The organism is Streptomyces diversicolor, assembly GCF_057537855.1.
The window spans coordinates 30,607-47,975 of sequence record NZ_BAAJXA010000023.1 but is presented as its reverse complement, the minus strand read 5'-3'; the positions used below and the strand labels follow the sequence as shown (position 1 = coordinate 47,975).

Here is a 17,369-nt window from a genome sequence, read left to right as displayed (position 1 = left end):
ACCCGCTGCTGGGACGGACCGTTCGGCGCCGTCAGACCGTTCGACGCACCGTCCTGGTTCACCGCGCTCGACCGCAGCACCGCCAGCACCTCATGACCGTTGCGGCGCGCGTCCGACAGCCGCTCCATCACCACCACACCGACACCCTCGGACCACCCGGTGCCGTCCGCGTCGTCCGAGAACGACTTGCACCGGCCGTCCTGCGACAGTCCGCCCTGCGCGGTGAACCAGACGAACGCGTCGGCGGTGGCCATCACCGTGACACCGCCGGCCAGCGCCAGCGTGCACTCACCCGTCCGCAGGGCTTGCGCGGCCAGGTGCATCGCCACCAGCGACGACGAGCACGCGGTGTCCACACTCACCGCGGGGCCTTCCAGCCCCAGCGTGTAGGCCACCCGGCCGGAGATCACACTGGCCGCCCCACCCGTGATCTGGTGCCCCTGCAGGTGCTCACCACCGCGGGCGACCAGGTTGGCGTAGTTCGAGGAGTAGACGCCCGCGAACACCCCGGTCGAGCTGCCCGCCAGCGAGAGCGGATCGATTCCCGCCTGCTCCAGGGCTTCCCACGACACCTCCAGCAGCAGCCGCTGCTGCGGATCGGTCGCCAACGCCTCCCGCGGCGAGATCCGGAAGAACGCCGCGTCGAACTCACCGGCCCCGTCGAGGAAACCACCGCGGCCGGTGGCCGAGGTCCCGGAGCCGGGCCCGTCGGTGCCCCGCAGTGTCTCCAGGTCCCAGCCGCGATCGTCGGGGAACGCGGTGATGGCGTCGGTCCCGTCGGCCACGAGCCGCCAAAGACCGTCCGGATCGGACACTCCGCCGGGGTACCGGCAGGCCATGCCCACCAGCACGACCGGATCATCGGCCACCGGGGCCGCCGCCACGGGCCGCGTGACGGCGCCGGCCGCCGGGGCCGGGGCCGTGTTCCCGAACTCCTCTGCCAGGTGCGCGGCGAGGCGGGTGACGGTCGGGTAGTCGAACACCAGGGTCGCCGGCAGGGTGGCGCCGACGCCGGCCTCCAACGTGTTGCGCAGGTCGACCGCCGTCACGGAGTCGAAGCCCAGCTCGCGAAACGGCTGGTCCGTGCCGATCCGCTCACCCGACGGGTAGCCGAGCACCGCCGCGGCCGACTCGCGCACCAGCTCCACCAGAAGGCGGTCACGCTCCACGGCGGACAGTCCGGCGAGCCGCCGTGACAGTCCTTCCCCGGCACCGCGCGAGTTGTCGGCCGCACGCCGCACCGTGGTGCCCGCGAGCGAGCGCCACACCGCGGGCACCTCGGCCTGGGCCCGCAGCGCCGGCAGGTTCAGCCGGGTCAGCACGAGCGCCGGGTCCTGCGAGCCCAGCGCCCGGTCGAACAGGTCCATGCTCTGCTGCGTCGACAACCCGTGCTCGGAAGCCCCAGAACCCCAGGCCAGCGACAGACCGGGGAGCCCGTCCCGGCGGCGCTGCCGCGCCAGCCAGTCGGCGAACGCGGTCCCGGTGACCGCGTCGAGCGACGAGAACAGCACGAAGAACGCGAGATCGAGGTCCCGGGTCAGCTCGTGCAGATGCCAGGCGCCCTCGATCCGCGGCGCCAGCACCCTGTCGAACTCCTCCCGGGACAGCGTCTCCACCGCGAAGTCGTCGTCCACGTCCGCGGCGTGCACGACCCCGGTCACCGGGTGCTCCGGCGGCACGGACGCGAGCACGTCGGCCAGGGCCGCCCGATCGGTCATGTCGCACGCCACGACCGACACGGTGGCGCCCCGCTCCGTCAGGTCCGCGGCAACCGCCTCGGCCTCGGGCGTGGCAGGGCCGCGCCCGCCGACCAGCAGCAGGTGCCGGACCCCGTGCCCGGTGACGAGGTGCCGGGCGAGGACACCAGCGCGGTGGCCGGTGCCGCCCGTGATCACGATCGTCCCCGCGGGATCCAGCGCCGGCGGGGCTGTGGCGGCACCGCTGACCCGGGTGAGCCGGGCGGCGTGGAACTGCCCGGCGCGCAGGGCGAGGTACGGCTCGCCGGTGGCCAGCGCCAGGCCCAGTCCGGCGGCGTCCAGCTCGGTGTCGGCGTCGAGCAGGACGATCCGGCCCGGGTACGCGGCCTGCGCCGAGCGCACCGGACCGTGCACCGCGGCGGCGGCCGGATCGGTCACCGGATCGTTCCGGCCGGTGCTCACAGCCCCGGTCGTCACCACGACCAGCGGAACATCCGCCGAGCGCTCATCGGCCAGCCAGTCCTGTAGTCGGCCCAGCATCCGGCCCGCGGCCTGGTGCGCGGAGTCGGCCACCGCGCCCGGGTCTGAGGACACCGGCAGCACTACCGCGGCAGGCGTCGGCTCGCCGTCGAGTGCCGAGAGCACCTGATCATCGGGCCCGGCCAGGCGCCACTGGTCCACCGGGATCGCGGCGGTCGCGGGCACGGCGTTCCACCGCAGTTCGAGCAGCGCGCCGTCGCCGGTGCCCGCACTCAGACCGTCGGCCGTCAGCGGCCGCATGATCAGGGAGCCGATCGACAGCACGGGACGTCCGGTCGAGTCCGCGATCGCCACGGCAACCTGGTCCGGGCCGACACGGGTGAGCGCGACCCGCACCCGGGACGCACCGGACGCTTGGAGCACCACGTCGGTGAAGCCGAACTGAAGCCCGTCCAGCCCGGCGAACGCCGAGGTCTGCAGCGCGGCGTCCAGCAACGCGGGGTGGATGCCGAACGACTTGGCCAGGCCACGGCCGGCCTCGGGCAGCTCGATCTCGGCGAGGATCCGCTCGCCGGATCGCCACGCCCGGGTCAGCCCCTGGAACACCGGCCCGTAGCCGAACCCGTCGTCATCGAGCCGCTCGTAGAAGCCCGCGGTGTCCAGCGGTATCGCCTCCCGCGGCGGCCATGCCTGGGTGACCGGGTCGAACGCCGTCCCGGCGAGAACCTGGCCGTCGGCGCCCAACTGGCCGGTGGCGTGCCGGATCCACTCCTCCTGCCCGTCGGGACGCGCGTACACGGCCACGTTCCGCCGACGTGTCCCGGTATCGGCGTCGCCGACCACGACCTGCACCTGCACGCCGCCCTGGGCGGGCAGCACCAGCGGCGCCTCCAGGACCAGTTCCTCAAGCCGGTCGCAGCCCACGCTGTCGCCGGCGCGGACCGCCAGCTCGACGTACGCGGTCCCGGGCAGCACCGCGACGCCGCGCACGGTGTAGTCGGCGAGCCAGGGATGGGTGCGCAGGGACAGGCGGCTGGTGAACAGCACGCCGTCCGTCTGCGGCAACGGCACCGTCGCGCCCAGCAACGGGTGCCGCGCGGAGCTGAGACCGGCCGCGGTCACGTCGGCGGGCCCGGTGGCCGGTTCGGGCCAGAAGCGTTCGTGCTGGAACGCATACGTCGGCAACGCGACGCGCCTGGCGTCGCGACCCGCGAACAGTGTCGCCCAGTCCACGCGGACGCCGTGCGCGTACGCCTGCGCGAGCGCCACTGCCGTCCGGGGGAAGCCGCCTTCACCGCGACGCAGGGTGCCCATCACGACGGTGCTTTCGCGACCGTCCACCATGTCCTGTACGGCGGGCACCAGCACCGTGTGCGGGCTGACTTCGAGCACCGTGCCCGGCCCCGTGTCGAGGGCGGCCGTGAGCGCGTCCTCGAACCGCACCGTGCTCCGCAGATTGCGGTACCAGTACCGCGCGTCCCACTCCGCGGTGTCCGCCTGCTCCCCTGTCACGGACGAAAAGACCGGGACCACCGCGGGCCGCGGCGCGATCGGCGCCAGGTCGGTCAGCAGCCGCTCCTCGATCCGCTCCACCAGCCGCGAGTGCGACGCGTAGTCCACCGCGATCCGCCGCGCCCGCACACCTCGCCCCTCGCAGTCGGCCAGCAGCCGCTCCAGAGCGCCGGTCTCGCCGGCGACGACGGTCGACGTCGGCCCGTTGATCGCGGCCATCGACACGTCCGGGTGCTCCGCGAGCAGTTGGCGCACCTGTCCGGCCGGCATGGGCAGCGCGGCCATCCCGCCACCGGTGAGCTGTTCGGCGATCGCGCGGCTGCGCAACGCCACCACCCGCGCCCCGTCCGCCAACGACAGACCACCGGCCACACACGCGGCCGCGATCTCACCCTGGGAGTGGCCCACCACGGCCGCGGGCTCGACGCCGAACGACCGCCACACCGCGGCCAGCGACACCATCACCGCCCACAGCACCGGCTGCACCACATCCACCCGCCCCAACGCCGCCTCGTCACCGAGCGCCCGCTCCAGCGACCAGTCCATGAACGGCTCCAACGCCGTCGCACAATCACGCATCGACCGCGCGAACACCGGCGACCCGGCCAGCAACTCCCGCCCCATCCCCACCCACTGCGCACCCTGACCCGGAAACACGAACACCACGCCACCACCGTGGCGGGCAACGCCACGGACCACGCCCGGCGCAGGCCGGCCGTCAGCCACCGCACGCAGACCGGCCAGCAACTCCTCCCGGTCGGCGCCCACGACGACCGTCCGGTGGTCGAACACCTCTCGTGAGCCGAGCAACGACCACGCCACGTCGAGGGGACGCAGCGACGGATCGGCGCCGACGTGCTCCAGCAACCGGGACGCCTGCTCCTGGGCGGCCTCGGCCGACTTCCCGGACAGCACCCACGGCACGACGCCGTCCTCAGTGGACGACTGTCGCGCCGGGACGCCGGGGTCTTCGGGCGGGGCTTCGAGAATCACGTGCGCATTGGTGCCGCTGACCCCGAACGCGGACACGCCCGCCCGGCGGGGGCGGCCGGTCTCCGGCCACGCGACAGCCTCGGTCAGCAGCCGGACGTCGCCTCGTGCCCAGTCCACCTGGGCCGACGGTCGGTCCACGTGCAGCGTCTTCGGCAGCACTCCGTGCCGCAGCGCCATCACCATCTTGATCACACCCGCGACACCGGCCGCCGCCTGCGCGTGCCCGATGTTCGACTTCAACGACCCCAGCCACAACGGGCGGTCTTCCGGCCGGTCCTGACCGTACGTCGCCAGCAGCGCCTCCGCCTCGATCGGATCACCGAGCTTCGTCCCGGTGCCGTGCGCCTCCACCACATCCACATCGGCGGCGGCCAGCCCCGCCGCGGCCAACGCCTGCCGGATCACCCGCTGCTGGGACGGACCGTTCGGCGCCGTCAGACCGTTCGACGCACCGTCCTGATTCACCGCGCTCGACCGCAGCACCGCCAGCACCTCATGACCGTTGCGCCGGGCGTCGGACAGCCGCTCCAGCACGACCACGCCGACGCCCTCGGACCACCCGGTCCCATCGGCCGCGTCCGCGAACGACTTGCAGCGACCGTCCGCCGCCAGCGCACCCTGCGCGGTGAAGCCGACGAACGCTTCGGGCGTGGGCATCACCATGACCCCGCCCGCCAGCGCGAGCGAGCACTCCCCCGCCCGCAACGCCTGTGCGGCCAGATGCATCGCCACCAACGACGACGAGCAGGCCGTGTCCACACTCACCGCAGGACCTTCCAGCCCAAGGGTGTAGGCCACCCGGCCGGAGATCACACTGCCCGCGCCACCGACGATCAGATGCCCCTGCGACTGCTCGCCGGAGTGGGACGCCAGCTCGGTGTAGCCGGTCTGGTAGGCGCCGACGAACACACCAGTGGGGCTGCCCGCCAGCGACGAGGGCATGATCCCGGCCTGCTCCAGCGCTTCCCAGGAGGTTTCGAGCAGCAACCGCTGCTGCGGATCGGTCGCCAGCGCCTCCCGCGGCGACATCCGGAAGAACGCCGCGTCGAAATCGCCGACGCCGTCGAGGAAACCGCCTTCGCCGGCCGCCACGAGGGCGTTCGTCCCCAGCAACTCGTCCAGGTTCCAGCCACGGTCGGCCGGGAACGGGGTGATGCCGTCGGTCTCGTCGATGACCAGCCGCCACAGGTCGTCCGGCCCCGTCACCCCGCCCGGGAACCGGCACGCCATGCCGACCAGGACGACGGGGTCGTCGGTGAGTGAGACGAGCGCGGGCACCGTGGCCGCCTCCGCCGCGCGGGCCTCGCCGAACTCACCGGTCAGGTGTGCCGCGAGCCGGCTCACGGTCGGGTAGTCGAACACCAGGCCGGCGGGAAGGCTCGTCCCCGTGCCTGCTTGCAGCAGGTTGCGCAGCTCGACCGCCATCAGCGAGTCGAAGCCCAGGTCCTTGAACGGCCGGTCCTCGTCGATACGCGTGCCGGCCGCGTGCCCCAGCACGGCCGCCGCCGATGCGCCGACCAGGTCGAGCAACGCGGCCCTGCGTTGTTCCTCGGACAGGCCGACCAGCCGCGCCGCCGGCCCCTCGGAACTCGCCTCGTCCGGCTGCGAGCCGCCCAGTGCTTCGGCGACCTCGGCCAGATCCGACAGCAGGGCACTCGGCCGGACCGCGGTGAACACCGGAGCGAACCGGCTCCAGTCGAGGTCGGTGACGACGACTGTCGCGTCGCCTTGGTGCAGCGCCCGTTGCAGCGCGGCGATCGCCAGCTCGGGCCGCATCGGCACGACACCCAGCAGGTCCAGTTCGTCCCGCTCGGCCGCGGCCAGGCCCAGCACCATGCCGGTCTCGCCCCACGACCCCCAGGCGACCGATGTCGCCGTCCGGTTCCGCGCGCGGCGGTGCTGCGCGAGCGCGTCGAGGCAGGCGTTGCCCGCCGCGTACGCGGCCTGCCCGCGGCTGCCCCACGCCGCCGCCCCGGAGGAGAACAGCACGAACGCGTCGAGTTCCCGATCACCTGTGAGCTCGTCGAGATGACGTGCCCCGTCGGCCTTCACCCGCAGCTGACGCTCGAACCGTTCCCGGGTCGTCGCCGCCAGCGCCACGTCGTCGTCCATGACCCCGGCGGCGTGCACCACTGTCCGCAAGGGGCATTCGTCCGGTACGTCCGCCAGCACCGCGGTCAGCGCGGCACGGTCGGCGACGTCGCAGGCCACCACGCTCACCCGTGCGCCCGCGGCCTCCAGTTCCAGCCGGATCTCGTCGGCGCCCTCGGCCGCCGGTCCGCGCCGGCTCAGCAGCACGAGGTGTTCGGCGCCCCGCTCGACCAGCCACCGGGCGACCCGAGCGCCAAGCCCACCGGTGCCCCCGGTGACCAGCGCCGTCCCGGACGTCGTCCACGACGGCGGACCGGCGGTCTTCGCCGGGGCGTGCACCAGCCGGCGGCCGTAGCAGCCGGAGGAGCGGACCGCGATCTGGTCCTCGCCCGCGGTGTCCGACACGGCGGCGGCGAACCGGCGCGCGGTGCGCGGGTCCAGCGTTCCGGGCAGGTCCACCAGACCGCCCCACAGCTCGGGTTCCTCCAGCGCGGCGACCCGGCCGAGCCCCCAGAACGCGCCCTGCCCCGGAGCGGTCACGGGGTCATGGGGCCCGGTCGACACGGCGCCCCGCGTCACCACCCACAGGCGGGCGGACAGACCCGTGTCCCGCAACGCCCGCAGCAGCAGGGTGGCCGACACCAGTCCGGTCGCCGTGTCCGGCTCAAGCGCCGCGGGTGACAGCACCCCGGCCACCGGGACGCCCGACCCGGCGGCGTCGCTCAGCTTCCCGGCGAGCGCCGCGCGATCGGGTCCGCTGTGCTCCAGCACCCGAGTCCCGGCGCCGAGGGCGTCGACGATCTCCCGAGTCCCGGCGTCCTCACCGGCTCCAGCCGGTACCACGACCAGCCAGCGGCCGGGCGTCGCCGCCGTGGGAGCCACCAGCGGCTTCCAGCTCTCGCGGTATCGCCATCCGTCCGTTGTGGACTCTTCGCGGCGACGCGTGCGCCACGACGCCAGTGCCGGCAGCATCGAAGCGGCCTCGGCGCTGTCGAGGCCGAGCGTGTCCGCCAGCGCCTCGACGTCCTGCTGCTCCACCGACGTCCACAGCCGCTCGTCGGCCGGGTCGCCGGACGCCCGGGACGCGACCGGAGACGGCTCCGGCCAGAACCGCTGCCGCTGGAAGGCATAGGTCGGCAGCGGAACGCGGGTGGCGCCACGCCCGGCGAACACCCCGGCCCAGTCCACGGCCACACCCTGCGCGTACAGCTGCCCGAGCGCCGAGAGCACGGTGCGCACGCCGTCGTGCCCGCGCCGCAACATCGGCGCCACCACCGTTCCCGGAGCACAACTGTGCTGCGCGGGCCCCGACAGCACCGCGTCCGGGCCGAGTTCCACCAACGCCGTCACACCCTGCTCGGCCAGCGAGCGCACCCCGTCGGCGAACCGTACCGTGCCGCGCACCTGCCGGACCCAGTACTCCGGCGAGCACAGGTCGTCGGCGGCGGGTTCGCCGGTCAGGTTCGACACCACCGGGATCCGCGGCGGCCGGAACTCCACCGACTCCAGGACGCCGGCGAACTCCGCCAGCATCGGATCCATCAAGGACGAGTGGAACGCGTGCGACACACGCAACCGCGTCGCCTTGGCGCCGCGCCCGGCCGCGGCGGCCAACGCCCGCTCGACGTCATCCCGCGGACCGGAAAGCACCACCGAGTCCGCGGTGTTCACCGCCGCGACCCAGACCCCGTCGGGGAGCAGGTCCGCGACCTCGGCCTCGGAAAGCCCCACCGCGGCCATGGCCCCGCCCGCCGGCAACGCCTGCATCAGTCGGGCCCGTGCCGCCACCACCCGGCAGGCGTCGGCCGGCGACCACACACCCGACACATACGCGGCGGTGAGCTCCCCGATCGAATGCCCCAGCAGGTAGTCCGGAGTCACCCCGAACGCGCGCACCACCTCGAACAGGGCTGCTTCCACGGTGAACAACGCGGGCTGCGCCCAGCCCGTCTCGTTGACCAGCTCCGCGTCCTCGCCCCACATGACCTCACGCAACGGTCGGTCCAACAGCGGATCCAGCTCGGCCAGAATCATGTCCACGGTGGACGCGAACACCGCGGACCGGTCGTAGAGGTCCCGCGCCATCCCGATCCGCTGCGCGCCCTGTCCCGGGAACAGCACGCCCACCCGGGGCTCGGGCCGGACCGTGTCCCGCACCGCTCCGGGGGGCGGGTCGCCGGCCGCGACCGCTCGCAGCCCGGCCACCAGCTCGTCCCGGTCCGCGCCCGCCAGCACGACGCGGTGGTCGAACGCCGACCGCGAATGGGCCAGCGACCAGCCGACGTCCACCGCGTTGCGCGACGGGTCCGCTGCCACGAACTCCAGCAGCCGGGCCGCCTGCGCCCGTAGCGCGTCCTCGGACTTCCCGGACAGCACCCACGGCACGCCGTCGGCCAGGACACTCGCGGCACCGGTCGCCGCGGGTTCGGTCGGAGAGCCGGCGGGGGCTTCGATGATGGCGTGCGCGTTCGTGCCGCTGATCCCGAACGAGGACACGCCGAACCGGCGCGGATGCCCGTTCTCCGGCCAGGGCATCGCCTCGGTCAGCAGCCGCACGTCGCCCTGGGACCAGTCGATCCGCGCCGAGGGCTCGTCGACGTGCAGGGTCCTGGGCAGCACACCGTGCCGCATGGCCATGACCATCTTGATCACACCGCCCACGCCGGCCGCGGCCTGTGTGTGTCCGATGTTCGACTTCAGCGACCCCAGCCAGAGCGGCCGGCCGGCGGGGCGGTCCTGACCGTAGGTGGCCAGGATCGCCTCGGCCTCGATGGGGTCGCCGAGCCGGGTGCCGGTGCCGTGGGCCTCCACCACGTCGATGTCCGAAGCGGACATTCCCGCTGCGGCCAACGCCTGCCGGATCACCCGCTGCTGCGCGGGACCGTTCGGCGCCGTCAACCCGTTGGAGGCGCCGTCCTGGTTCACCGCGCTCGACCGCAGGACCGCCAGGACCTCGTGACCGTGGCGACGGGCGTCCGACCACCGCTCAAGCACCACGATCCCGACTCCCTCGGACCAGCCGGTGCCGTCGGCGGCGTCGGCGAACGACTTGCAGCGTCCGTCGGCGGCCAGCCCGCCCTGCGCCGTGAACTCCACGAATCCCTCGGGGCCGGCCATCACGGTGACCCCGCCCGCCAGCGCCAGCGAGCACTCCCCCGCCCGCAACGCCTGCGCCGCCAGGTGCATCGCCACCAACGACGACGAACACGCGGTGTCCACGCTCACCGCCGGACCCTGAAGGCCCAGCGCGTAGGACACCCGGCCGGACAGCACACTGGCCAAGCTGCCCGTGAGCAGATGCCCCTGCAGGCGGTGGGCCGAACGGGAGAGCAGATCGCCGTAGCCGGACTGGTAGACGCCGGTGAAGACGCCGGTCTGACTGCCCGCCAGCGCGGCGGGGTCGATCCCCGCGCCTTCCAGCGCCTCCCACGACACTTCCAGCAGCAGCCGCTGCTGCGGATCCGTCGCCAGCGCCTCCCGCGGCGACATGCCGAAGAACGCCGCGTCGAAGTCGCCGACGCCGTCGAGGAATCCGCCGTGCTCGGTGGCGGAGAGGCCGGGCCCGTCGGTGCCCCGCAGCGCGTCGAGGTCCCAGCCGCGGTCGGCGGGGAACGGTGTGATGGCGTCGGTTTCCTCCACGACCAGCTGCCACAGACCGGCCGGATCGGACACCCCGCCCGGGTAGCGGCAGGCCATCCCCACCAGGACGACGGGGTCGTCGGCCACGGGTGCCGGTATCACCGCGGGCCGTGCCTCCGGCTCCGCGGTGGGGGCCTGTCCGAGCCTGCCGGACAGGTACTCCGCCAGCCGGGCCACGGTCGGGTGGTCGAACACGACACCGGTCGGCAGTGCGAGCCCCGTCCGCGCCCGCAGCAGGTTGCGCAGCTCGACCGAGGTCAGCGAGTCGAACCCGAGCCGTTTGAACGGCTGCGTGGTGCTGATCTCCCTGCCCGCGTCGTGTCGCAGCACGGCCGCCGCGGCCTCGCGCACCAGGTCGACGAGCACCCGTCGGCGCTCCGCACCGGACAGTCCCGCCAGCCGCGTGCTGTCCGTGGTGTTCTCGGCCGCGCGGCGCCGGGTGCCGCCGGCCAGGGACCGCCACACGGCCGGCACGTCCGCCTGGGCGCGCAACGCCCCCGTGTTCAGCCGGGTCAGTCCCAGCACCGGCGCACCGGCACGCAGCGCCCGGTCGAACAGCGCGAGGCCCTGCGCCACCGGCAGCTCCGGCATGGCCGACTGCGCGATGCGCCGCAGGTCGGTGTCGGAGAGACCGCCGACCAGGCCGACCTCGGTCGTCCACGGCCCCCAGGCCAGCGACAGGGCCGGGAGTCCCGCGTCGTGGCGCTGCTGCATGAGCGCGTCCAGGAAAGCGTTGCCCGCGGCGTAGTTGCCCTGCCCGCCGTTGCCGGTGAGGCCCGCGACGGACGAGAAGACCACGAACAAGGACAGGTCGTGGTCGCGGGTCAGTTCGTGCAGATACCAGGCCGCGTCGGCCTTCGGGGCGAGCACCCGGTCGAGTTGCCGGCGCGACAGCGACCCGATCACCCCGTCGTCGAGCACCGCCGCGGTGTGCACGACCCCCGTCACCGGGTGCTCCACGGCCACGGACGCCAGCGCGTCGGCCAGGGCCCGCCGGTCGGTCACGTCGCACGCCGAGACGATCGTCTCGGCGCCGAGCCGCGCCAGATCCGCCACCAGTTCGGTGGCGCCGGGTGCGTCCGGGCCGCGCCGGCTGAGCAGCAGCAGGTGCCGGACGCCGTGCTCGGTCGCCAGGTGCCGGGCGAAGAGACCACCGAGGCCACCCGTGCCGCCCGTGATCACGACCGTGCCGGCACCGTCCAGGACCGGCCCGGCTCCGTCGGCCGGGCTCACTCGGGTCAGGCGAGCGGCGTGCAACCGGCCGGCGCGCACTGCCAGTTGCGGCTCGTTAGCGGCCAGGATCCGGCCCAGCACGGCGGTGTCCGGTTCGGCGTCGGTGTCGACGAGGACGAACCGGCCGGGGTTCTCGGTCTGCGCCGATCGCACCAGGCCCCACACCGCTGCCGCCGCCGGATCGGTGACCGTGTCCCCCGGCCTAACGGCGATCGCGCCCGTGGTCGCCACGACCAGCGGCGTGGCGGCGAACCGCTCGTCGCTCAACCAGTGCTGCACCTGCTCCAGCACCCACCCTGTGACGTCGTGGACGGACTCCACGACCGCGTCCGGGTCCCCGGTCACCGGCAGCACCACCACCGGCGGCGGCGGTCCCGCCGCCACGGCGTCCGCGATCGAACCGGGACGATCGACCACCAGCCGGTCCGCCGCCGCGGCGGCGGTGCCGGTGATGCCCGGCCAGTCCAGCCGCACCAGTGCGCCGTCGCCGAGACCGGCGCGCACGCTCCGCGCGGTCGGCGGGCGCACGGTCAGCGATCCGATCGACAGCACCGGAAGGCCGGCGGTGTCCGCGACGGCCAGCGAGACCTCGTCCGGCCCGGTGCGGGTCAGTGCCACCCGCAGCCTCGACGCTCCCGAGGCCCGCAGCACCACGTCCGTGAAGCCGGCCGGCAGCCCGTCCACTCCGGCGAGGCTTCCCGCCCGCACCGCGGAATCGAGCAGCGCGGGGTGGATCTCGAACGATTTGGCGCCGGTGTCCGCGGGGAGCCCGACCTCGGCCAGGATCCGGTCGCCGTGGCGCCAGGCCCGGGTCAGGCCCTGGAACAGGGGGCCGTACGCGAACCCGGCCGCGTCCAGCCCGTCGAACAAGCCCGAAATATCCACCTCGGTCGCGCCGGGCACCGGCCAGATCCCGGTCACGGCGTCGAAGTCCGCGTCCGCGTCCGTGGAAACGCCGGTACCGAGCACGCCGGTGGCGTGCCGGGTCCACACCTCCTGTCCGTCAGGGCACGCGTACACCGCCACGCTCCGGCGGGAGTGGGCGTCGGCGTCCGAGACCACCACCTGGACGCGCACGCCCCCTTCGGCGGGCACCACCAGCGACGTGTCCAGGGTCAGCTCGTCCAACCGGTCGCAGCCCACGCTGTCACCCGCCCGGACGGCCAGCTCCACGTAGCCGGTGCCGGGGAACAGCACGGTGTCCCGCACGGTGTGGTCGGCCAGCCACGGGTGCGTGTGCAGCGACAGCCGGCTCGTGAACAGCACGCCGTCCGTGTGCGGCAACGGCACCCTCGCACCGAGCAACGGGTGCTCGGCCGGGCTCAGGCCCGCGGCGGTGACATCGGTGGCCACCTCGACGGTGTCGAACCAGAAGCGCTCGCGCTGGAAGGCGTACGTCGGCAGCGGCACGCGCTTCGCGCCGGCGCCGGCGAACACGGCGGCCCAGTCGGCGTCCACACCCGCGGCCACCACCTCGGCGAGGGCGGCGACGAACCGGCCCGTGCCGCCGTCGTCGCGGCGCAGTGTGCCGGCCACCACGACGCCCGGGTTCTGGTGCGCCTCCGCCACCTCGCCGATCGCGGTGGTCAGCACCGGGTGTGTCGAGACCTCCACGAAAACCCGGTGGCCCGACGCGATCAGCGCCTTTGTCGCGTCCTCGAAGCGAACCACGTCGCGCAGGTTGCGATACCAGTAGTCGGCGTCCACACGAGCGTGGTCGGCCCACTGCCCGTCCACCGTGGACATCCACGGCACCTCGCCCGGCCGCGCGGTGATGTCGGCCAGCTCCGCGCGCAGCCGTTCCTCGATGGCGTCGACGTGCCCGGAGTGCCCGGCGAAGTCCACCCCGGGCAGCTGCCAGCGATGGACCCGCGCTTTCGACAGCACCCGGCCGAACTCGCCCAGCGCCTCGGCGTCGCCCGAGACCGACACCGAGGCCGGCCCGTTGACCGCCGCGATCCACAGGCGGCCCGCCCACGGCCGCAGGGCTTCGGTGACCCAGTCCGCGCTCATGAGCACGGACAGCATCGCGCCGCGCCCGGTCAGCACCTCGGTGATCATCCGGCTGCGCCGCGCGACGATCCGCGCCGCGTCCTCAAGGGTGAGGTACCCGCCGACGACCGCGGCCGCGAGCTCGCCCTGGGAATGCCCGACCACGGCGGAAGGCTCGACGCCCAAGGACCGCCACAGTGCCGCGAGCGACACCATCACGGCCCACGACACCGGCTGGAGCACGTCCACCCGTTCGAACCCGGGAGCGCCCTCGGCGCCACCGACCACCTCGGCCAGGTCCCAGTCGACGTAGGGGGCCAGCGCGTCGGCGCACTCCCGCAGCCGCGCGGCGAACACCGGGGACGAGGCCATCAGGTCGCGGCCCATCCCGGTCCACTGCGCGCCCTGGCCGGGGAAGACGAACACGGTCTTCACGCCGCCGGGCCGCGCGATGCCCCGCGCCACCCCCGGCGCGGACTCCCCGGTCGCCGCCTTCCTGAGGCCCGCCAGCAACTCGTCCCGGTCCGAGCCCGCCACCACGGCCCGGTGCTCGAACAGCGACCGGGAGGTGACCAGCGACCAGCCCACGTCTGCGGTGCGCAGGGCCGGGTCCGCCTCGACGAACTCCAGCAACCGGGCGGCCTGCGCCCGGACCGCCGCGTCCGACTTGCCGGACAGCACCCACGGCACCGCGACGGAATCGGACGGCGCTTCGGGCGCCGCGTCCGGCACCGGTTTTTCGGGTTGTTCGGGTTTTTCGGGAGCCTCAAGGATCACATGGGCGTTGGTGCCGCTGATGCCGAAGGAGGAGACCGCGGCCCGGTGCGGGCGGTCGTCGTCCGGCCAGGGGGTGGGGTCGGTGAGCAGCCGGACGGCCCCGGCCGACCAGTCGACGTGCGGGGTGGGCTCGTCGACGTGCAGGGTCTTCGGCAGCAGGCCGTGCCGCATCGCCTGGACCATCTTGATGATCCCGGCTACCCCGGCCGCGGCCTGCGTGTGCCCGAGGTTGGACTTCACCGAGCCCAGCCACAGCGGACGTTCCCGGTTGTGTCCGTAGGTCGCCAGGATCGTCTGGGCCTCGATCGGGTCCCCGAGCCGGGTGCCGGTGCCGTGGGCCTCCACCACGTCCACGTCGGACGGTGCCAGGCCGGCGTCGGCCAGTGCCTGCCGGATCACCCGCTGCTGCGACGGGCCGTTCGGCGCCGTCAGTCCGTTGGACGCCCCGTCCTGGTTGACCGCCGAACCCCGCACCACCGCCAGCACCTGGTGCCCGTTGCGCCGAGCGTCCGACATCCGTTCCACCAGCAGCAGGCCCACGCCCTCGGCCAGGCCGAAGCCGTCGGCGGCGGCCGAGAACGCCTTGCACCGGCCGTCGCCGGCCAGCCCGCCCTGCCGGGAGAACTCCACGAACATGCCGAGGTTCGGCATCACCGTGGCACCGCCGGCCACGGCCAGGTCGCACTGGCCCGCCCGCAGCGCCTGCACCGCCAGGTGCAGGGCCACCAGCGAGGAGGAGCAGGCGGTGTCGACGGTGACCGCCGGGCCCTCAAGGCCGAGGCTGTACGCGATGCGGCCGGAGTGCACGCTGCCGGTGGTGCCGGTGAACACATACCCACCGAAGCCGGTGTCGTCGCCCGTGCCGGGCCCGTACTCCAGTGTCATCGCGCCGATGAACACGCCGGTTCGGCTGCCGCGCAACGTGGTCGGGTCGATGCCCGCGTGTTCGATCGTCTCCCACGACGTTTCCAGCAGCAGCCGCTGCTGCGGGTCCATCACGGTGGCCTCGCGGGGCGAGATGCCGAAGAAGTCGGCGTCGAACAGGTCCGCGTCGTGCACGAACCCGGCCTCGCGCTGGTAGTGGTGGCCCGGCCGGTCCCTCTCGGGCGCGTACGTCCCGGTGATGTCCCAGCCCCGGTTGGCGGGGAACGGCGTCAGCGCGTCGGCGCCGCTCGCGACGAGCTCCCACAGGCGGTCGGGGCCGTGGGCGCCGCCCGGATACCGGCACCCCATCCCGACGATCACGACCGGGTCCTCGGTGGCGGGCGTGAGCCGGTCCGGTTCGTGACCGGCGCCGGGATCGGGACCGAAGAGCCGCTCGGCGAGGGCGGCGGCGAGCGCGGCGGGCGTCGGGTGGTCGAAGGTGACCGTGACCGGCAGCGTCAGTCCGCTGGCCGCCGCGACCCGGTTGCGCACCTCGACCGCGGTCACCGAATCGAACCCCAGGTCGCGGAACGGCCGGTCCGGATCGACCGCGTCCGCCGCGCTCTCGCCCAGGGCGAGGGCGACCTCGCGGCACACCAGCTCTGTCAGCACCGCCTGTCGGCGGGCCCGCTCCAGGCCGGCCAGTTCCTCATGCAGCGAAGGATCCGGAAGCGAAGGGTCCGAAGAGGACTGTCCTGTGCCGGCCTCGGCCACGGGCAGGTCGGTCGGCGGCTCCGGGGCGTGGCCGGCGTACAGCGCATCGCCGCAGGGCTCGGCGCCGCCCACGTATGCCTCGCCCAGTGACAGCAGGAACCTGCGGAGGTCTCCCTGGTCGCGGCGCAGCGAACCGCACACCGTCGCCGGAACCGGTCCGGATTCCACGGTCTCCTGCATCGCCGCGGTCAGCACCGGGTGCGGGCTGACTTCCACGAGCACCCGGCAGCCGTCGGTGAGCAGGGCCCTGGTGGCTTCCTCGAACCGCACCGGGTGGCGGAGGTTCCGGCACCAGTATGCGGCGTCCAGCGCCACCGCGTCCCCGGGCAGCCGGGCCCCGAGGTGCGCCGAGTAGAACGGGAGCCGCGGCGTCCGCGGCCGGATCGGTTCGAGGTCCCTTCGCATCGACGGCAGGATCTGCTCGATCTGCGGCGAATGCGCGGCCAGCCGCGCCGCCACCCGGCGGACCGGGATCCCCTCGGCGGTCAGGGCCGCCACCAGCTCCGCGGCCGCTGCGGTGTCCCCGGACGCCAGCACCGTGGCCGGTCCGTTGATCGCGGCCACCACCAGCGCGTCCGGCCATGCCGCCAGCCGCTCGCGCACCAGTTGTTCGGGCGCGCGCACCGACACCATCTCGCCCCGGCCCTCGATCGTCGCCTGGGCCCGGCTCCACAGTGCCGCCACCCGCGCGCCGTCCTCCAGCGACAGCGCGTCGGCGACGACGGCCGCGGCCACCTCACCCAGGCTGTGCCCGGCCACCGCGGCGGGCTCGATCCCGTGGGAGAGCCACACTTCGGCGAGCGCCACCATCATCGCGAACAGCGCGGGCTGGACCACGTCGACGCGGTCGGGCGGGGCCGGATCGCGCAGCACGTCCAGCAGCGGCCAGTCCACGAAGGGCTCAAGTGCCTGCGCGCAGTCCTCAAGACGGGCCCGGAACACCGGGGACTCGGCCAGCAGGTCCCTCGCCATCCCCGGCCACTGCCCGCCCTGGCCGGGGAACACGAACGCGACCGGCCCGCCGAGAGCGGTGCCCTCGACCAGCCCGGGCGCTCCGTGGCCGGCCGCCAGCGCCCGCAAGCCGTCGGCGAAGCCGGTTCGATCGGCGGCGACGACGGCCGCGCGGTGCGGCCCGTCGGCGGCCATCGCGCGTAAGGCCGCGCCGACATCGGCCGGCCGCACGTCCACCCGTGCGTCCAGGTACTCGGCCAGCCGCCCGGCGTGGGCGCGCACCGACTCAAGGTGACCTCCGGGCAGCAGCAACGGCAGCCATTCCGGGCCGGAGCGGACCGGCTGATCAGTGCGCGCGGAACGCAT

1 protein-coding gene (running past one end of the window) is annotated in these 17,369 nt (G+C 74.1%); it reads right to left on the bottom strand.

Annotated elements, in window-relative coordinates:
• On the bottom strand, nt 1–17,369 hold the 5' portion of the coding sequence (locus tag AC27LF_RS26195) for a type I polyketide synthase (RefSeq protein ID WP_487231275.1). The gene continues 15,145 nt to the left of window position 1, outside the view; only the first 17,369 of its 32,514 coding nucleotides appear in the window; the start codon lies at nt 17,367–17,369; the stop codon falls past the left edge of the window.